The organism is Bacillus cereus group sp. MYBK195-1 (genome assembly GCF_051916605.1).
GTDB classification, from domain to species: domain Bacteria; phylum Bacillota; class Bacilli; order Bacillales; family Bacillaceae_G; genus Bacillus_A; species Bacillus_A cereus.
In genome coordinates, this window is record NZ_JBQAGZ010000003.1 from 500,602 (window position 1) to 520,532 (window position 19,931).

Consider the following 19,931-nt stretch of genomic DNA (forward strand, 5'->3'; position numbering starts at 1 on the left):
TATATCATCGACCTCTTTCTCATATAACCTTTCACTGCTCATTCTGTAATATATCGGATTCATTTTCATCTGAAATATTATATACCGAAAAAACTGTAGAGAAATCATTCCCTACAGTCTCTTCTTATTTCGTATTTATTATTTTTTCTTTGTAACTCTTCATTTTACTCGTTAACCCTATTAACGCCGGTAGTAATATCGGCATCACAATTAAAGCTAATAGAAGAAGTGCAACACCAACTACTGACGCAACTTGTATAAGTGTTAATACACCTGATGGAATTAATGCTGCAAATGTCCCGCCTAAAATTAGCGCAGCTGATAATACAACTCCTCCTATATGACGAGATGCAGTTACAATTTTCGTTACCGAATCCCCTTCTATCTCGTTATAGCGCATCATTACGAAAATACTATAATCCACTCCTAAAGCGACAATCATAATGAAGCTAAAGAATGGAACATTCCAGCTTAATGACTCTACATGTAATACATGTGCACTAATTTGTTCGCTTATACCGAGTGATGCAAAGTACGCCAATAGTAATGAGCCAATAATAAATATTGTGTTTAGTAATGAGCGTGTAATTACGATTAATACAATCGCAATGCCAATCAACATAATCGTAGCTGTACGTAAGAAATCTTGCCCTGTTACTTCTTTTAAATCAACGTTTCTAGCTGTTGTTCCGCCAATTGCTGTTTTCGCATCATGTAATTCCGTTCCCTTTACAGTGCCATCGATTGTTTTATTGATTTCTTGAATAATTGGCATCGCTTCTTTTGAATACGGATTTACATCTAAAATGATAGTCATTTTAGCAATTTTTCTATCCTGTGACATGTACGTGTTCAATGCTTTTTGGAAATCTTCTCCCTCTAGCACTTCTTTTGGAATATAAAACTTCTCAGAGCTCTTCGATTCATTGAGCTCCCCTAAATATTTCTGTGCGTCATGCAGGCCATTACTTACTTTTCCAAGCCCTTCTGTACTTTTAGATAAACCAGATTGTAATTGCCCCATCTTTTCTTGCAGGTCTTTAAGGCCCGTTAAAAGTTGTCCTTGCCCATCGTTTATTTTCGTTAATCCAGATTGTAACTCAACTGATTTATTTGCAATTTGTTTTGAACCTGAAGAACCTTCATTTAATCCATTTTTAAGATCGGCTGCTCCCTTTTGTAACTTATTAACTCCATTGCTCATTTCTTTTAAGCCGTTATCCACTTTCAGTAACGATTGATTCGCTTCTTTAAATGAACTCATCGCCGTTTTGTGCTGCGTTGCTAATTGATTTAATTCATTTGAAAGTACGCTTAATTTCTTTTGAGCCTCTTTAGCAATTCCTATCGTTTGTTGTATGTTTGGATCATTCGCTAATTCCGGTTTCGTTTGAACGAAATTGGTCATTAACATTTCAATTTGTTCATACCCCTTTTTCGCACCATCAATCGCTTGAGAAATACTTCCGAAGTATTGATCGTAAGAGTTTAAACCTTTTTCTAACTGTGCATAACCAGCATGCAGCTGCGACGTTGCATTAGATAGAACATTTATATTTTCGTTTACTGAAGCTAAACCACTCTCAATTTGCTGTGCTCCTTGTACACCGTCGTTTATGCCATTTGATAATTGATGTAAAGCTGTTCCTAATGCTGATACCCCGTTTTTCGCCTCGTTCGTTCCATCAATTAATTTTTGAACATTCGCAAGACTATTTGAATCATTACTTCCCATTGTATTTTTCGCATCCGTTAATCCATCATTAATTTCCTTTATGCCACCATCGGCATCTCCTAATCCTGTATTCAATTCTCCCGCTTGCTTATTTAAATATAATTCTTTTATCTTCTCACCAGTTGGACGTGTTGGTGCATATACTTCTGACACACCTTTAACTTTCGAAATTTTATCAGTTAATTCATCTAAAATTTGTAGAGAAGTTCCTTCATCCAGCTTTTTATCAGATTGAATGACTAATGTACTCGGTGAAGAGAAACCAGGCGGAAAATGATCTTCTATTACGTTAATACCCATCTTGGATTCATACTTATTATCCACTTCAAATAAATCATTGTAATTAAGTGTATTAGAGTATTTTAATACGAAAGGAATCGATATTACGAATACGATGATTAAAGCGACAAATGGCCTTGCTACTGAGTTTTTCGCAAAGAATCCCCATAAGCGACTATCCTCATGACCTTTAAATGTTTTAACTGGATAAAACATTCCTTTTCCTAAAAGCACCATAAAAAATGGATTTAAAGTCGTTAATACGAGTAATAATACTAAAACACCAATTGCTACCGCTGAAGTAGATTGATATAATTTAAAACTTGCTAACGCAAGTGATGCAAAACCAATTAGCACCGCTATTCCGCTATATAATACAGTTTTACCTGCTGATTTGAATGTTTCTTTCGTAGCTAAAAATGCATTTTCTTGTTTACTTAATTCTTCTTTAAACCTCGTATATAATAAAATGTTATAATCTGTTCCTACCCCAAACAGGACGACGACTACGAACACTTGTGTAAAGTTTGAGAATGGAAAATTAAATTGATCTACAAGCTGGGCAATAATCCCCATTGAAACTAAATACGATATACCAACTGTAAGAAGAGAAACAATTGGAACAACTGGTGAACGGAATACGAGGATTAATACTACAAGAATGAAAATGATTGAAATAACTTCTGTCTTTTTCACTCCCTCTTGAGAGGATTTAAGAAAATCACCCGCTATTAAGTCACTTCCTGTTAAATACGTTTTTACCCCTTTCGTTTGCACTTTTTCATGAAGATTATTTGAAACTTTTGATATTTCACCATGTTTTTTATCTATCGATATTTGCGTTAAAATAGTCGTATTATCTTTAGAAACTAATTGTTTCTCCAAGTCTTTATTGTCCAAATGTGAAACAACTTCCTTAATTCCTAATTGCTCTTTTTCATTTTGCAGGGCGTTGATTGTTTTTGTTATTTCCTTTTTTTGTTCATCTGTTAAAGCTGCCTTATTGCCACTATTAAAAACGGCTATAATTTCATACTTTTCAACCCCTTCTTTATCCATCTCTTTCATCATCTTGTCAGCAATACTGCTTTGCTTTGTATTAGGGATTGTAATTTTCCCTTTTTCTTTCACTAATTGATCCATATTAGGCATCGTTACGACCATTGTAATAGTAATAACTATCCATAATAGAAAAGATAAACTTCGCCAACTTTTTAACTTGCTCATTTGAATCATCTCCCAATATGAAATTCACATGTGGAATGAATATTCATTTCTACTCTTTTGAAAACAATTTTCGGAATGAACGTTCATTCCTATCATTCTATTAAATTATTAATTAACTTTATTAAACTAGGTAAATCGGAATGAATATTCATTCCTTCGGTTATAAAGATTTATTATCTCCTGTTATTCTTTTTCATACCTTTTTTCGGAATGAATGTTCATTCCTGTCCTTATAACGCTATAGAATCAAATGATTCTAATAGCATTCCAACAACTTTCTTCCAATTCCTTTACCAATTCATCTGTATATTCTAACTGCCCTGTTTCCATTACTTTAATTAATTTTTCTATTGGTTGATATACAATAATAATTAAAGCAATTGGTGGTAATGGACGAAGCAAACCTTTTTCGATTCCATCTTCAATCAAGTTCATGAAGAAACCCATGAAGTCCTCGAATATTTCATTACTATGTTCATCTAGAAAATAACTATCACAGTGAGAATTTGTAAAAAGAAAAGCATCTGCATTTTGTCTCGCAAATTCAAATAAACGGTTGTATGTATGGCTAAACTGTTCACGAATATTTGCGTCGACCGGGAAATCATTTTTTATTAATTCCGATAGTTGTAAAACACTTTTCGTAAATAAAGAATTAACAAGCGCTTCTTTATTTTCAAAATAACGGTAAATTGTACCTGCACCTACTTTTGCTTTTTCAGCAATCATGGGAATTGTTGTACCATCATAACCTCGTTCTGCAAAAAGTTGTATTGCAGCATCAAAAATATCTTCTTGTTTGTTTTTAGCCATTTTTCCACCTCAATTTCCAGGAATGAAAATTCATTCCGTTTTTAATTATAAATTAGATGCGCTAAAAGTCAAGTGTGTGGCAAAGTATAGCTGTGATTTTTTATCCCCTATTTATGAATGAAATTATATGAGCGATTTTCTAGATATATTGGCGCAATTTAAAATTATATCAGCGATTTTCAGGATATATCAGCGAAACTCTAATTATATCAGCGATTCTCAGGATATATCAGCGAAACTCTAATTATATCAGCGATTCTCAGGATATATCGACTTAACGAAAGAAGTTCACAATATAAGAGGAGGCTATCCCAAAATTTCACTTGGGATAGCCCGCCTTCATACATGCAAATTAAAAGAAATCATAAATAAACGGCTTACGCACTGGTACTAAATTCTCAAATGATCGTATTGCCTCGTCACTTCCACTAATGAATTCAAGTTCATTTAGTTCTAATGGCCGTTTATATCCAAGCATTATTGCCGATAACGCAGTTATATCCAGTTTAATTCCTTTTTCAGTTTTTTCTTCTACAATTGTTATTTCATGATTTGCAAGTCTCACTGTTATGTTATTCCACGGAGCAAATGCATCTGTAATGTTTAGGATCACTTCTTGCTTTACATTGTTCCAATTCAACTCATATTGTTTTAAAAACTGCTCCACATCTACAATTCTTCCCATAAAATATGGTTTTATTTCTGTCTTCACGCGTGGCTCTTGCAATGAATATAATAACGATTCGCTTTCACTTACTGTCATTTCAATTTCTTTAATCATAGAATCATGCTGACAAATAAAGTTCCACAGACCATTTCTTGCTTCATTATGCAGTGGTACAAATTCTTCTACTGTCATTTTATAGTTTTCTATTTTGTATAACATGTAACCTGCTGCCTTTTTATTTTCATCATAGTAAATCGCTAATGTTAAATCATCATAAACCGCTTGTAACCACCAGTTCTTCTCTCGAACTAACATACATGAAAAACGTTCTGCAAATGCTTCATAGAGCTTCTCGACTTCTTCTGGATGATTTTCTTTATTAAAACGTTTCACAGTACCATTTACTTGTTTTTTCATCACTAAATCGCTCTTACTCATATGACATTTGAGTAGATTCGCACAAAGTTCCCAGCCGTATTTACGGTAAAATGAAACAGCAAATGGATGTAACATAGAGACTGTAAAGCCATCTTTTTTCATTGTTTGAAGTGAATGTTGAAGTAGCTCTTTTACATACCCACTTCTTCTGTACTCTGGATACGTCGCTACTCCTGCAACGCCACCCATTTTAAATTTTTCTTTACCTATGTAAATATGAAACGGGATGAGGTGTAGTTTTGCAGCTAAGTCTTCCCCTTCCATAATGCCGTATATTTCATGACTTTCCTTCATTTTTGTAAGTTGCTGCTGTAATCGTTCCTCATCTACTGTATATTGAAAAGCGTATTCTGATAAACGTAATGCTTCTCTGAACTTATCTTCTTTTAATTGTATGACATTCATATAATTCTCCTCCATTCCCTGTTTGAATTATATCATAATTCTCACTATTATAATTCGGTAAGTGAAACTACAAGGACGTTTCAACAAAAAAAGCAGATACATCACGTATCTGCTTTCCATCCTTTTTATTTAGCTAATTTTTGAAGTTCGTCAAAGAATGTAGGATATGATACACCTACTGCTTCTGCATCTTCAATAATTGTTTTTCCTTCTGCCAGGCAACCAGCAATTGCAAGCATCATTCCGATACGGTGATCACCATAACTATTTACTGTATTGCCTTTTAGAGCTGATTTTCCGTAAATGATCATACCGTCATCAGTTGCTTCTATGCGAGCTCCTAGTTTCGTTAACTCAGCAACGACTGTATCAATACGGTTTGTTTCTTTTACTTTCAATTCATGTGCATCTTTAATTACTGTAATTCCTTCTGCTTGCGTTGCCGCTAATGCGATTACAGGAATCTCATCGATTAATCTAGGGATAATATCTCCGCCAATTTCAATTCCTTTTAATGAAGATGTTTCGATTGTAATATTTGCAGCTGGTTCTGATGCCCCTTCGTTAATTAGATCTACAGTGAACGTAGCACCCATTTTTTCTAAAACATCAATAATACCTGTACGGGTTGGATTCATCCCTACATTTTGTAATACTAGTTTACTATTTGGGATGATTGCACCTGCTACTAAGAAAAATGCTGCTGATGATACGTCACCTGGCACTTGAATGTCTGTTGCTGTTAATTTTTGTCCACCTGACAACTTCACTGTTTTCCCTTCGCGAGTTACTTTAACACCAAATGCTTCGAGCATTCTTTCCGTATGGTCGCGTGAAATATGTGGTTCTGTAACAGCTGTTACACCTTCTGCACGAAGACCTGCAAGTAAAATAGCCGACTTTACTTGTGCACTTGCAACAGGAGAAATATATTCAATTGCTTTTAAATCTCCGCCACGTATTGTTAACGGTGTAAATGTTCCTTCTTCTCGGCCGTCTATGTTTGCGCCCATTTGTTTTAATGGGTTTGTTACACGCTTCATCGGTCTTTTTGCGATAGATTCATCACCTTGTACGCAAGAGAAAAATGGTGTGTTAGCTAATATACCTGACATTAATCTGATTGTTGTACCAGAATTACCAACATCTAATACAGCTTTCGGTTCTTGTAAACCTTCTAATCCTTTACCAACTACAGTAACCTCATCACCGTTTTGCGTAATTTCTACTCCCATTTCTTTAAAACATGAAATCGTACTTAAACAGTCTGCACCGGGCAAGAAACCTTTAATTGTTGTTTTCCCTTCTGCAATAGAACCGAACATAACAGCACGGTGTGAAATGGATTTATCACCTGGGATTGTAATATTACCATTCAATCCGTTATTAACAGGTTGTATTGTTCTTTCTTTCACGTTTTTCACCTTCTCATTTAAATTGTTTCATAAGTTTGGTATTCTTCTTCTCCAAGCGCTAGCTTTGCTTTCATACGATCTTCTTCCCTTTGGAAGCTAATACGTAATACCCCAAGCAGTCCTTCACGCGCTTCTAATATTTGCAAGTTCGTAATACTAATTTCCTCGCGCGCTAAAATACTCGTAATATGAGCCAATGCCCCCACCTTATCTAATACATCGACGTATAAGTCGTGATAGGCAGGAATTGCCCCTCTCTTTCTTACTGGTAAAGAATCACGGTATTCTTTCGCATCTGCAAAATAGTTTTGAATCTCGCCTGCATCTCCGGTAGAAACTGTTTTATATAAATCTTCCATTTCAGAGATCCACTCTTTTAATAATACCATTAAATGCTCTCGATTTTGCTTTACAATATCACTCCACATTTTTGGACTACTAGATGCGATACGTGTAATGTCTTTGAAACCTCCAGCAGCTAGTTGATGAATGAGCGGATTATCTCCTGCATGTTTCTCAACTTGCTTTACTAAACCTGCTGCGATAAGATGCGGAAAATGACTAACGATCCCTGTTACATAATCATGTTCTTCCGTATTTAAAACAAGAAAATGTGACCCTGTTCCTTTTAACCATACTTTAAGGTCTTCCACTTGTTTATTTGGCACGTGATTCATCGGTGTTAAAATGTAAAATGCATTTTCAAATAAATGTGCCTTTGCACTTTCAACTCCCGTTTTATGAGAACCCGCCATCGGATGTCCACCAATGAAAGAAACATCCTTTGAAAATAAAGCTTCCGCTTCGTTCATAATAGACCCTTTTGTACTACCAACATCAGTCACTATAACATCTTCTCGTAAACGGAATGACGCAAGTTTGTGTAATAGCTTCTTCGTTTCTTCAACTGGAGAAGCAAAAACAATTAAATGTGCCTCTTCACATGCACGCTGTAAATCACCTGCTATTTCATCTACTACGTGTAATTCTTTTGCACGCTCTACTTGCTCTTTAAATATATCGTACCCTGTTATTGTTACATCGTGCTCTTTCTTAATTGCTAATGCGAGAGAGCCTCCTATTAAACCTGTTCCAATTAATACTACCTTTTTACGCATTGGCCTCATCTCGAGACTTATTTTTTTTATTTTCAAAGTGTTGTTTTAACACTGAAATCACTCCTTCATTTTGCTCCCTTGTTCCAACTGTAATACGGACACCATTTGGGAATGGACGAATAATAAATCCTGCATGTGCACAAGCTTCATAAATCTCTCCAGCATTATCTACCGGTAAAAAGATGAAATTAGTTTGTGACGAATAAAATGGTATTTCGTTTTCCTTACAGAAACTCTCGTATTGCTGTAATCCTTCTGTATTCACGTGAACTATTTCTTTAATAAACTCGTCATCACCAAAAGCAATCGTAGCTGCTTTTTGCGCTAATGAAGATACGTTAAATGGTAAACGTACGACATTTAATTTCTCAATTAGCTCTTCCTGTCCAATCGCATATCCAACGCGGAAAGAAGCTAATCCGTACGCTTTAGAAAACGTTCTAAGTACAAGAATGTTTTTATGTTTTTCTAAAAGCGATAATGTCTCTGGGAAATCTTTTGCTGTTACGTATTCATAGTACGCTTCATCAATGACAATTAACGTATTCTCACTAATACCTTCAATAAATTGATTCAATTTTCGATCATTCACATATGTGCCTGTCGGATTGTTCGGATTACAAATCCATACGATTTTCGTATTATTATTTACTGCTAATGAAATTTCGTCTAAATCGTATACACCGTTATTTAAAGGAATTTCTTTCACTTCACAACCTTCAATAATTGCATGATGACGGTACTGCGGGAATGTCGCACCAGCTGTCACGATGTTATCTCCTGCCTTGAGTACTGCACGACTTATGATTTGAATGACTTCATCTAAACCACTACCACAAAGTACTTGTTCCATTTGCACATGCAACTTATCTGCGATTGTTTGACGGAGCGTTGTAGCACCTCCGTCAGGATATAAAGCATGTTCCAACCAAGAATTTTGCAACTCTTCTAAAACTCTCGGTGAACAACCGAATGGATTTTCATTCGATGCTAATTTCACAAACGAATGATCTCCGTACACTTCTTTCATTTGTTCTGGTGATTTACCTGGTTTATATGGTTGTAATGATGATAGTTGATCTTTTACTTGCACGTTAAACCCACCTTTTTATTAAAATTCTTTTGCGTAGTTATTGTGTTGCATAATGTTTTGTTTTAATAATTCCATACGATCTTTTCCGAATTGTTCGACTAGTGCATCTGCAAGTTCCCATGCCACAACAGATTCAGCTACTACACCCGCTGCTGGTACTGCGCAACTATCAGATCTTTCAATACTCGCTTGGAATGCTTCTTTCGTATCAATATCAACGCTTGCTAACGGTTTGTATAAAGTAGGAATTGGCTTCATCACGCCTCTTACGATAATTGGCATACCTGTTGTCATACCGCCTTCTAAACCGCCGGCATTATTCGTTTTTCTCGTGTATCCTTTTTCTTCATCCCACAGAATTTCATCATGCACTTTGCTTCCCGGTTGTCGTGCGGCTTCAAAACCTACGCCGATTTCAGCACCTTTAAATGCATTTATACTCATAATTGCACCAGCAAGTTTTGCATCTAATTTACGATCGTAATGAACGTAACTACCAACTCCAATTGGCATACCTTCTGCAATGACTTCCACAATACCACCGATTGAATCTCCACTACTTTTTGCGTTGTCAATCGCATTCATCATTTCTTGCTCTACTTCTTTATCTAAACATCGAACTGGTGAGTTTTCAGTAATTGTTTGAATTTCTTCAATCGATAAGTTTGAAATATGTTTTGCTTTTACTCCACCAATTTCAAGAACATGTCCTGCAATTTCCACGCCTAATTCGCTTAAAATTTGTTTTGCAACTGCACCAGCAGCTACACGAACTGTCGTTTCTCTTGCAGATGACCGCTCTAATACGTTTCTTATATCACGATGACCATATTTAATTGCTCCATTTAAATCTGCATGTCCGGGACGTGGTTTTGTAATTGTACGTTTCATGTCTTTACTTTCTTTTTCCGAAATTGGCTCTGCACCCATTACTTTCGTCCAATGTTTGAAATCATCATTTTTTACAATTAACGTAATCGGTGATCCAAGTGTCATCCCGTGACGAACACCACTTACAATTTCAACTGTATCTGTTTCAATTTGCATACGTCTTCCGCGTCCATGACCTTTTTGTCTTCTTAATAATTCTTTATTAATATGTTCCGCCGTAAGTGTCAAACCTGCTGGTACACCTTCTAAAATAACTGTTAACTGCGGTCCATGTGATTCTCCAGCTGTAATGTATCTCATTTCTCTTGCCCCTTTACTATTTTTTTGTACAAAAAAGTCCCTACTGAGCGCTCAGTAGGGACGATATTTATCGCGGTACCACCCTAGTTGTAGACTTCTTTCGTCTACCTCTCTTCTTCTTTAACGATCGTTCGACCGTCTTACCCTCCAAAAGTTGTCGGGAAAGATGCTCCAAGGCTGTAATTCATGCTTACCTTTGTACTGATTCACACCGACCATCAGCTCTCTTTAACAGTGAGATAAGCACTACTGTTTCCTCTTCAACGCATATTATGATATGGAATTAAGATAATTTATTTTTGAAACCTTTTAACTCATCCATGAATCTATGGAATTCTGGAATGTCCATTTGTTGTGCAGAATCTGATAATGCAACTGCTGGATCTGGATGAACTTCAGCCATTACTGCATCTGCGCCAATTGCAAGTGCCGCTTTCGCTGTTGGTAATAATAAATCTCTGCGTCCAGTTGAATGTGTTACATCAACGATAACTGGTAAATGTGTTTCTTTCTTTAAAATTGGTACTGCAGAAATGTCTAATGTGTTACGTGTTGCTCTTTCGTATGTGCGGATACCGCGCTCACAAAGAATAATTTGATCGTTACCTTGCGCAATGATGTATTCCGCTGCGTTAATGAACTCATCAATTGTTGCTGCTAATCCACGTTTTAATAATACTGGTTTGTTAACTTTACCTACAGCTCGTAATAAATCGAAGTTTTGCATGTTACGTGCGCCAACTTGAATTACATCAACGTAGTCTAATGCCATTTCAACATCGTTCGGATTTAAAATTTCACTAATAATTGCTAAGTCAAACTCGTCTGCTACTTGACGTAAAATTTGAAGTCCTTCTACTCCTAAACCTTGGAAATCATATGGAGAAGTTCTCGGTTTGAATGCACCACCGCGCATTAATTTTAAGCCTTGGTCTTTCATCGCTTGCCCTACTTGACGAACTTGTTCTAAACTTTCTACTGCACAAGGTCCCATGATGAACGTTTGTGTTCCGTTTCCAATCAATTCACCTTTTACATCAACAATTGTATTTTCTTGTTTCTTTTTACGTGATACTAGTAACGCTTTACGGTTATCATCTTCTTGTAACTCTAAGCTTGCTTTGAAAATCGTTTTGAAAATATGTTGAACTGTTGATGTTTCGAATGGTCCTTCGTTATGCTCTGCAATCATATCAAGTACTTCACGCTCACGTACTGGATCAAAGCGTTTCGTGCCTTGTACTTGCTTTTGCTCTCCAATTTTTTGAACAATTTCACCACGTTTGTTTAAAAGGTGTAATAGTTGTAAGTTAATTTCATCTACCTGTTTACGTAATTGATCTAATTCATGATTTGCCATTTGGAAATCCTCCTCTAATGTTTTAAAAGTATAGTAAGAGAATAAAAAATTCTCTATTTTCTGAACTGACTAATTATACAAATTTATAGTGGAATCGATACCTCTTCTTATTTTAAACTAATAATTCGTACAAAGACATGAACTACTAGTTAAAAACCCACTTTTTTGTACAAAAAAGCCCTACTGATTCAATCAGTAGGGACGATATTTATCGCGGTACCACCCTAGTTGTAGACTTCTTTCGTCTACCTCTCTTCATTGTTAACGATCATCTGACCGTCTTTCCCTTCATAAAGACAATACTATCTTTACTACGAAAAAGATGCTCCAGGACTGTAATTCGCTCTTGTTTATGTACTGGTTTGCACCAACCACCAGCTCTCTGTTACAGGGAAACAACAACTACTGCTTTTCCTTTCAATGCATGACTATTTAATTTTCAAGTTGAACCACTAAAATACAAAAAGTCCCTACTGAATAAATCAGTAGGGACGATATTTATCGCGGTACCACCCTAGTTGTAGACTAACTTTCCGTCTACCTCTCTTCACTGTTAACGATCAATTGACCGCTTTTTCCTCATAAAGACAAACTATCTTTATTACGAAAAAGATGCTCCAAGACTGTAATTCATGATTATCCCTGTACTGGTTCACACCAACCACCAGCTCTCTGTTACAGTAAGACTAACCACTACTGTGATCTCTTCATTGCACTTTGTTTATTCAAATGTTTTTGAAATTGAATAAGTATGATTCGTATTATAGAACGCTTTTCAAAACACTGTCAACAACTTTTTATATATTTTTTAAAATTCCACTTTCGTCCTATAATTCTTTTTGTAAATCACCCATTACAATTCCTATGCGAATCATTTCATTTTCTAGTAAATGTAAAACATATTCCTCTACTTCATACTGAACTAATAATTCTTTTATTTGTATGATTTCTTTTTCAAATAAAACGGCTTCGTGACATGTTTGTAGTAAAATAAAAAACACATTTGCAAACATTTCTTTATGCGCTTTCATACTTTCTTTTTTATGAAGCATTTCAATCAATAACTGCTTCATTTCCTCACCTGTACATTTACCATGTACACTTGAAAATGCACGAGACATAATACATAGTCCTTTTTCTAATATTTCATCCATGTATAAAATAATACGTAAAAGCATCACATATTCTCTCGCAGTTATCTCACCCATTTTTGGTCGTTCTCGCAAAAATACACTGAGCCAAGCTGTCCAAAACTTTTGTTGTTCTTTTACACTTAATGTTTTGACGTAATAGCATAAAAACTGCATAAACTTAATTTTATTTTCTTCATTTTCTAGTATGAGTAACGGGTATAACCAATCTGTTTTTTGCTCCCAATATAGTACACATTTAATAAATACAAAGCTAAGCCACTTCAAGAAAGCTTCTCTCGTATGCGGATGTAATACTTCCAAATGTTCTATCGCATACTTAATAAATCGCTTCATTTCTGTAAATAAAGGTAGATTTATTTGCGTGTAACATAAGCCGGCCCATGCATATTCCGTAATCTCATTTTGTTTTTTTAAATCTAAGTATGGTAACAAATATTTTCGGCACCATTGTTTTTCAATATGATATAGAAATGTAATATCTGCTATTAAACGAGCAAACATAAAGTTTGTTCGTTCCGAATTAACTCTTACTTGTTCTTCAAATAAAAATAAATATTCATATACATTACGATCGTATAAATGATCATATGATAACAACTTTAATAATACAGCCGTCATTTTTCCAACTGGATGCTGAATTGATTCATTATAAAAATCTTGTTTCCCAAGCTTAAAGTCTGTATCACTCTTCATAACTTGAGGAAACACTGAAAAAGCAAATCGTTTTACAACACGTATACTATTCTCTTCTAACTCTTCTAGTCGATTACTAATTTCATATAGAAAACTACTAATTAACCAATGAAAAGCAGTATTTCTAACAAATTTCTGCAATAGCGGAATAATTTTTTGGATTTGCTCATTCGTCATTCCTCGATTATTTCGCCATTCTCTAATACAAACAAACCATACTTCATTACTTATTTCTTGCACTCCTACTAATTGGTATGCAAATGAAATACTCCACTCTGTGTTTAATTTACACGCTTTTGATAACATCTCTAAAAAATGGCGTTGTTCAAAAACACCATCTTGCGAAAATTGCTGAACTTGCTTCATAATTTCAACATCTTTCAGCTGCAATAATCCGTCAGCAGTTACATTACAAGTAATGCTTTCTGCTGTATCTTCTTTCTTTTGTACACTGTATCGTTCAGAATGAAAATGAGGATGCTTTTGCTTCATTAACTCATACCCATTTGCCGTAGATGGGCTATTCGAATCACACTTGAATAATAAGTCTAATACGAGACATGCATCAAATACCCTCTCTTCTGTAAGATGCTTTATTACAGTTCGAGTGACTTCTTCTTTTGTTTTTTCTAAACAATGTGCATAATGCCTTTTTAAAAGTTGAAAAACTTCGTGTTTATAAGTGAAATCTAAAAGAAGTCCTTCATGTAACAACCATTTCATTTTGTCATCTACACGAACAAAAATATTTTTATTCATCGCATCAATTGCAATTCGCTTTTGAAGTACACTATTTGCTTCTATCATTTCTGTAATATAATAATCCGCTTTTTTCTCATTGTTTTCGCATAAATAAGTTAGACACTCTTTTACAATTCGTATTAAAAATGCAAGATCATTTTGATGAAACTCTTTCTCTACATTTTCCTTATTTCTTTTTTTCAGTGCCGTTTGTCTTAACGACAACATTCTCAATTTTTCTAATCCAATCATCATAATTGGAACAGCATAATAAGCGATATATGGCCTCATCTTTTCGTTCCAAATTTGCTCCACATGAGAAAATGTAGATACTGGTAAGCGACTCGATTCCTCGAGTTCTATTGATTCTTGCGTATCATTTCCCCATTTTCTTACACGTTTCAACTTCAGTTTTCCGTCTAAAATAAAAGTTAGTAACAATAAGACAATTTCTTTATGCTCAGGAAAAGAACATTTTTGCAGTAACTTAGAAATCTTTTCTATAGAGCTACTATCTTTTTCAGCTGTTTCTAATAAAAGGAGTGTCCACCTTGCAAACAACAGCGGGTCCATCTTACTCTTCGTTTCGTTTAAGTAGTTACAAATTGTTCTCCATAATAACGGTGATATTTTAGAATAGTTTTTATAAATTAATTGAAATAATTCTTTCTGATGACTAAAAAGAAATTGTTCCACTAACCATTCTGCAAGTAATTCATCTACTTCATTATAGTTTGGCGTAAGCATAAACAAATTTTGTAATTTACCTTCTGCTTCTAACCATTCGACCCATTCATAATCATGAGCAAATTCCACAAAGTAACGAACTGTTTCAATTTTTTTAATCGATTGCTTTATGTATGATAATTGTTCCTGTTCTACTGACGGGGGAACCGTTACAATATCCCGAATACGCATTCTTTTCGTAATATAATTATCACCCATTAATTCAGCCCAGCGTTTTACCGCTTTTACGAGGGATTGATGATTATTCACTTTATTCGGATACACAATTGGTCTTATCCCTAAATGTTCCCAGTGGTACGTATTTTCTCCTTGTGCGACAAAAGCAAATCGTCTTGTACTTGGTGGTAAACCAGTTGCTAAATATTTCATTACTGGGTCATTATGACTATATCCAACGAATAAAACGGTGTAATTTGAGAATAGATCAACTAAAAATCTTCTCGCCCACCCTTCTGTTAAGTAAGCCCTTCCAAAATCACCATCTGTTAAAATTAAAGCCTCTTTCTCCTGTTCTACATTACCATGTATGTAAGCAAGACCTTTAAAAGCTCTCCCAGTCGGTAAAGCTGGAGCGTAATAAACATTGATATCTCTATTTATTTCTTTAATTGCTGTTGTAAAATGTTGATCAAAATTTGTTGTTACAATGCGGATATCTGTATCTAAAGGAAATAGCCTTGGAATTGCATAATGCAATGGATTCGGTTTTGATTTCTCTATATGAACAAGATCTCTTGCGACTTGATGTACATCTTTTGTTTTCGCAATTTTACCAAGATAATAATCATGTGGTTCTGTTATTTCACGTTTTTCGACATATAACGTTTTTGCAATTTCATCAACTAAATCATCAAAATTCGGTAAGTTTGATTTCCCTTTCATGGAAACTCCCGCTCCAACAAATAACACTAACTTTCCTTGCTCAAGGTGATCAATTAACTCATCTGGAATTTCTACTTCTGAAGTAATCCACATCCTGGATTCCCCCTTACCTAAAAATGTCATACACTCTCATTTTACTATAACATTTTTTCATTGTTTTTATAATATTTAGACTAAATTCCGAACATGAAAAAGTTTTATGTAAATAAATCCGTTACAATGTATGAACTCCAGAATTTATTGAAAAACTATGTATAAATCGGAGGTGTAAATTTTGAATGATTTCACAGTAGTGCTTATCAAGTTTATATCGTGCATTATCGCATTTAGCATTGGGCTTGCTTTATTTTTCCCTGCAACGTTTGTTCAAATTATTTCATTCAGTCTCTTTGTTACAATCGTATCCTACATGTTCGTTGATAAAATCATTTTAAATCGAATTGGCAATACTGGTGCCATTATGTCGGATTTCTTATTAACATATTTAAGCGTATGGATTTTCGGTAATATTTTATTAGACAACTATATGCAAATTGCATGGGGCAGTATCCTTTCTGCCATCGTCTTCACTTTATCTGAAGTAATCGTTCATCGCTTCTCTAACTCTCATACAAGGCACAACAATGATAACATTCGTATTAATCGCCGCTTTGCATATGGTACAGAGTTTGCTGAAGAACAAAATATATTAGATAAAGATAAAAAAAAGTAACGTTTTAATGCAGGAGCGCCCTTTTTAATTATGTGGTGCTCCTTTTTTGTATTTTTTCATTATGGTACGTGAAATTATATAATTGATTATTTCAAAATACCGACTTACTAACAATATTTGACGCTATTTTTTCTAATGAAAAACTGCCTCTTATTTAGAGGCAGCCACTTTTAAGTCTTTTACTTCAACAACATCCGCAAACGCTCCCAATACTGCGTTATGATGTTTCACAATATCTTCAGCACGTAACACTTCTGTATTAAATGTACTATGTGCATCACTCACTAACGTTACTTTATATCCTTCACTACATGCTCTGCGCGTTGTCGTATCTACACAATACTCTGTTTGCATTCCCGAAAGAATAACGTGTTCAATTCCTTTCTCTTGTAACACTTCGCTTAAGTTTGTATTATGGAATGAATCTGGAGTCGTCTTTTCAACTATATTATCTCCTTCTTGCGGAGCGATGGCCGCATGGATTCGCCATCCATCCGTACCTTTTTCTAACGGATGGTCTTTAGGACCGTTATGTTGGATATAAATAACTGGAATATCATTTGAACGACATTCCCTAATAAGCTCTTGCAATGTTTGTAAAAACTTTCCCCCATTATGTACTGGCATTCCAGCTGTATACATACCCGCTTGCACATCAATTACGATTAATGCTTTTTTCATTTCACACATCCCCCTTTGTTTGTATAAGCCATTATTATTGTTTATATTCCATCATCCAACAATCTTCTAATTTCCCCTCATGCAACTCATGTTCCTTTAAAATCTTTACTTTTTTAAATCTACTTTTTTCATAACACTTTATTGCTCGTTCATTATTTACTTTCGGATCCATTGCAATTGCTTCTGCTCCCATTTCACCCATAATATATGTAATTGCTGCCTGAACGAGTTTTGTTCCAATTCCCTTTCCCCAATAGGCTGGTTCACCGATAAATTGGTCCATACCCCATACATTTTGTGATTCTTTATAGCCATATAACGCTTTCCACTCTGAATCCACTGGGTACATTTGTATGTAACCAATCGGAACCGTATCAAATTCTATTAAACATCTTTTTTCATTACTGTTTGGACTATGTATAAAATGATCAAGCACCTTTTCTACAGATTGCGGATTATCTCGTCCTTCGTAATACCGCAGGACTGCTGGGTCCATTAACCATTTAGAAATGATAGATGCATCATCTTCCATTACGTATCTAATCAATAAACCTTCTTTTTGAAAAAGCATATTATACCTCTATTATTCCTTTATATTTTTTCTTGCTGTTACATCTTTCATTGCACCTACTAATGCATATGGTAGTAATGTAATCGCAAAAAATGCTGTAAATACGTTAAATTGCGGGATTGTATAGAGTGTGAACCATTCAGTGAAAAATTGAGAATTTAATATTCTATTAAAAAACTCTCCGCCTGGCCTAAAGTTTGGTGCCCACCCAGTGATTTCACACAAAATAAACAGTAACTGAACAATAAAAAAATGCCCCTAGATAACGAAACCATGTCCGTTTCCATATAGGTTGTGCATTTTTTAATATATCCCCCATCTTACCCCCTCCTTAAATATCCATCATATTGATTATACACTTTCCTCACTTCATTTGTTAAAATTTTCTATATAATTAATACTGTTGGGGGGAATACATTATGTCTAATCCTATATTTACATCCACTTTAATCATTCTTAGAGGAAACTCCGCAAGTGGTAAAACAACGATTGCAAAACAACTACAAGAACATTTCGGACAAGGGACACTTTTAGTATCACAGGATGTTGTACGTAGAGATATGCTTAGAGTACACGACACAATGGGTAATTTATCACATGATTTACTATTTGAAATTACGAAGTACGGAAAAGGAAAATGTGAATTTGTTATTTTAGAAGGTATATTGAACAGTCATAGGTATAGTGAGATGTTAAAAGAATTAATTCGTTATTTTGATGAAAATGCATTTACATATTACTTTGATTTATCATTAGAGGAAACTATTAGACGACATAACACAAGGGACAAACGACACGAATTTGGTGAAGATTCCCTACAAAAATGGTATAATCCGCACGATACTATTAAGGTTGCCAGAGAAACTATTTTTACAGATAACTTTACGCAAAAAGATATATTTGATGCAATTCTTAATGATGTTGCGATTAAAAAACAAGCCTAACATAATATGTTAGGCTTGTTATGTATTTTGTATTTCAGTTTTTATAATTAAACAATCTATACATAAATAATAGTATATATTCATTTCCCCAAACTGGAAATCAACTACTGAAATAAGTCCACGTTCCTCAATATCTTGAGTAATTGTAGCAACATATTTCATCTCTTTCGCACAAGTTGGACACGCCAAATCCTTTGGAAGATCATCATATAACGGTACCCCTAATAATCTACATACATATTCAGAACCGAACAAGTCAAAAGCTTCCCAGTAACTATCTTCATCTGTAGGTATATCTTCATTTTTCATATTTATAAGCTTTACCGTTGTTTTTGGTAATGAAGCTGGTAACTTAATTACAGATTTAGTAATAAGCCATTTAAAAATCCTATTATCCTTCTACTAAAAAAATAAAAGCCAGCCTCAATAAAGAGAACTGACTTCTATTTGGATAATTATTGTTATTATAAAATTTTCACTTTAACAGTTTGTCTTCCCCAATTCATAGCTTTACTTTTTGAACCCATTAAAACATCAATACGATTACCTTTAATTGCACTTCCAGTATCACCAGCGATAGCTTCTCCATAACCTTCTACCCATACTTTAGATCCTAATGGGATTACTTTCGGGTCAACTGCGATAATTCTCATATTCGGATTTGCCGTTAAATCATGCCCCATCGCAGTTAAAACGCGTCCACCATATGTACCATTTTCACTTGGATCAGCAGTATACGCTGTCGCTACTACCGTTAATTCACGTTTAGCAGACTGTATGTTGTTTTTAGATACTTCTTTCGCTCTCTCTTCTTCTTTAGCCTTTGCTATTTCTCTTGCTTTTTCTTCTTCTTTAGCCTTTGCTATTTCTCTTACTCTCTCTTCTTCTTTAGCCTTTGCTATTTCTCTTGCTTTCTCTTCTTCTTTAGCTTTTGCTATTTCTCTTGCTTTCTCTTCTTCTTTAGCTTTTGCTATTTCTCTTGCTTTCTCTTCTTCTTTAGCTTTTGCTATTTCTTGTACTTTTTCTTCTTCTTTAGCTTTTACTATTTCTTGCGCTTTCGCTTCT

Annotated in this window: 14 protein-coding genes, 2 pseudogenes and 3 other annotated features; of the genes and pseudogenes, 2 read left to right on the top strand and 14 right to left on the bottom strand. The window is 34.7% G+C overall.

The features are described from left to right. Positions 1-124 precede the first annotated feature (124 nt). From ACTFRY_RS18440 to ACTFRY_RS18480, 9 genes are all read right to left on the bottom strand, one after another. The gene (locus tag ACTFRY_RS18440) at positions 125-3,241 is read right to left on the bottom strand and encodes an MMPL family transporter (RefSeq protein ID WP_141541469.1); all 3,117 of its coding nucleotides are present in this window, start codon (positions 3,239-3,241) and stop codon (positions 125-127) included. Between the two features lie 246 nt (positions 3,242-3,487). Continuing rightward, the gene (locus ACTFRY_RS18445; protein ID WP_001107290.1) at positions 3,488-4,054 is read right to left on the bottom strand and encodes a TetR/AcrR family transcriptional regulator; all 567 of its coding nucleotides are present in this window, start codon (positions 4,052-4,054) and stop codon (positions 3,488-3,490) included. 352 nt (positions 4,055-4,406) lie between these two features. Then, positions 4,407-5,564: a GNAT family N-acetyltransferase gene (locus ACTFRY_RS18450; RefSeq protein ID WP_136986405.1), complete on the bottom strand. Its 1,158-nt coding sequence runs from the start codon at positions 5,562-5,564 to the stop codon at positions 4,407-4,409. Positions 5,565-5,689: 125 nt separating this feature from the next. After that, on the bottom strand, positions 5,690-6,979 hold the full coding sequence (gene aroA / locus ACTFRY_RS18455) for a 3-phosphoshikimate 1-carboxyvinyltransferase (protein WP_000664630.1): 1,290 nt from the start codon (positions 6,977-6,979) through the stop codon (positions 5,690-5,692). Between the two features lie 17 nt (positions 6,980-6,996). Further along, positions 6,997-8,097 carry a prephenate dehydrogenase gene (tyrA, locus tag ACTFRY_RS18460; protein WP_044797278.1) on the bottom strand — a complete coding sequence of 367 codons (1,101 nt, stop codon included), beginning with the start codon at positions 8,095-8,097 and terminating at the stop codon, positions 6,997-6,999. Next, the gene (hisC, locus tag ACTFRY_RS18465; protein ID WP_001197277.1) at positions 8,090-9,190 is read right to left on the bottom strand and encodes a histidinol-phosphate transaminase; all 1,101 of its coding nucleotides are present in this window, start codon (positions 9,188-9,190) and stop codon (positions 8,090-8,092) included. The genes tyrA and hisC overlap by 8 nt, the downstream gene beginning before the upstream one ends. 18 nt (positions 9,191-9,208) lie before the next feature. Further along, the gene (gene aroC / locus ACTFRY_RS18470) at positions 9,209-10,381 is read right to left on the bottom strand and encodes a chorismate synthase (RefSeq protein WP_001269424.1); all 1,173 of its coding nucleotides are present in this window, start codon (positions 10,379-10,381) and stop codon (positions 9,209-9,211) included. 53 nt (positions 10,382-10,434) lie between these two features. Next, positions 10,435-10,654: a binding site (T-box leader), on the bottom strand. A 10-nt stretch (positions 10,655-10,664) separates the two neighbouring features. Further along, positions 10,665-11,741, bottom strand: coding sequence for a bifunctional 3-deoxy-7-phosphoheptulonate synthase/chorismate mutase (locus ACTFRY_RS18475; protein WP_001273575.1), 1,077 nt, complete (start codon positions 11,739-11,741; stop codon positions 10,665-10,667). A 194-nt stretch (positions 11,742-11,935) separates the two neighbouring features. Next, positions 11,936-12,171 (bottom strand) — a binding site (T-box leader). Positions 12,172-12,225: 54 nt separating this feature from the next. Beyond that, positions 12,226-12,461 (bottom strand) — a binding site (T-box leader). Positions 12,462-12,568: 107 nt separating this feature from the next. Next, a complete protein-coding gene (locus ACTFRY_RS18480; RefSeq protein WP_141541470.1) occupies positions 12,569-16,051 on the bottom strand; it encodes a DUF4020 domain-containing protein in 3,483 nt (1,160 codons plus the stop codon). A gap of 181 nt (positions 16,052-16,232) precedes the next feature. Here ACTFRY_RS18480 and ACTFRY_RS18485 point away from each other — a divergent pair, with 181 nt between their 5' ends. Continuing rightward, entirely contained in the window at positions 16,233-16,670 is a 438-nt protein-coding gene (locus ACTFRY_RS18485; RefSeq protein ID WP_000997702.1) for a YndM family protein, read from the top strand. Between the two features lie 150 nt (positions 16,671-16,820). On the opposite strand, the gene ACTFRY_RS18490 is transcribed toward ACTFRY_RS18485, so the two are convergent. The 3 genes and pseudogenes from ACTFRY_RS18490 to ACTFRY_RS18500 all read right to left on the bottom strand — a co-directional run bounded on the left by ACTFRY_RS18490 (position 16,821) and on the right by ACTFRY_RS18500 (position 18,241). Beyond that, entirely contained in the window at positions 16,821-17,351 is a 531-nt protein-coding gene (locus tag ACTFRY_RS18490; protein WP_000709540.1) for a cysteine hydrolase family protein, read from the bottom strand. Positions 17,352-17,385: 34 nt separating this feature from the next. Then, on the bottom strand, positions 17,386-17,922 hold the full coding sequence (locus ACTFRY_RS18495) for a GNAT family N-acetyltransferase (RefSeq protein WP_098616669.1): 537 nt from the start codon (positions 17,920-17,922) through the stop codon (positions 17,386-17,388). Between the two features lie 12 nt (positions 17,923-17,934). Then, positions 17,935-18,241, bottom strand: a pseudogene (locus tag ACTFRY_RS18500) (YfzA family protein). Positions 18,242-18,341: 100 nt separating this feature from the next. Between ACTFRY_RS18500 and ACTFRY_RS18505 the strand changes: the two are divergent. Next, complete coding sequence (locus ACTFRY_RS18505; RefSeq protein ID WP_000070083.1) at positions 18,342-18,866, top strand: kinase; 525 nt, start codon at positions 18,342-18,344, stop codon at positions 18,864-18,866. Between the two features lie 18 nt (positions 18,867-18,884). On the opposite strand, the pseudogene ACTFRY_RS18510 reads toward ACTFRY_RS18505, so the two are convergent. Continuing rightward, positions 18,885-19,223, bottom strand: a pseudogene (locus ACTFRY_RS18510) (hypothetical protein); the annotation flags it as partial. A gap of 107 nt (positions 19,224-19,330) precedes the next feature. Then, the coding region (locus ACTFRY_RS18515) for a 3D domain-containing protein (protein ID WP_440032364.1) at positions 19,331-19,931 on the bottom strand (601 nt) is incomplete at its 5' end.

Bases quoted from the DNA above. Each gene is read 5' to 3' on its own strand.
- ACTFRY_RS18440 (WP_141541469.1), bottom strand. From the start codon at position 3,241: ATGAGCAAGTTAAAAAGTTGGCGAAGTTTATCTTTTCTATTATGGATA.
- ACTFRY_RS18445 (WP_001107290.1), bottom strand. From the start codon at position 4,054: ATGGCTAAAAACAAACAAGAAGATATTTTTGATGCTGCAATACAACTT.
- ACTFRY_RS18450 (WP_136986405.1), bottom strand. From the start codon at position 5,564: ATGAATGTCATACAATTAAAAGAAGATAAGTTCAGAGAAGCATTACGT.
- tyrA (WP_044797278.1), bottom strand. From the start codon at position 8,097: ATGCGTAAAAAGGTAGTATTAATTGGAACAGGTTTAATAGGAGGCTCT.
- aroC (WP_001269424.1), bottom strand. From the start codon at position 10,381: ATGAGATACATTACAGCTGGAGAATCACATGGACCGCAGTTAACAGTT.
- ACTFRY_RS18475 (WP_001273575.1), bottom strand. From the start codon at position 11,741: ATGGCAAATCATGAATTAGATCAATTACGTAAACAGGTAGATGAAATT.
- ACTFRY_RS18480 (WP_141541470.1), bottom strand. From the start codon at position 16,051: ATGTGGATTACTTCAGAAGTAGAAATTCCAGATGAGTTAATTGATCAC.
- ACTFRY_RS18490 (WP_000709540.1), bottom strand. From the start codon at position 17,351: ATGAAAAAAGCATTAATCGTAATTGATGTGCAAGCGGGTATGTATACA.
- ACTFRY_RS18495 (WP_098616669.1), bottom strand. From the start codon at position 17,922: ATGCTTTTTCAAAAAGAAGGTTTATTGATTAGATACGTAATGGAAGAT.
- ACTFRY_RS18505 (WP_000070083.1), top strand. From the start codon at position 18,342: ATGTCTAATCCTATATTTACATCCACTTTAATCATTCTTAGAGGAAAC.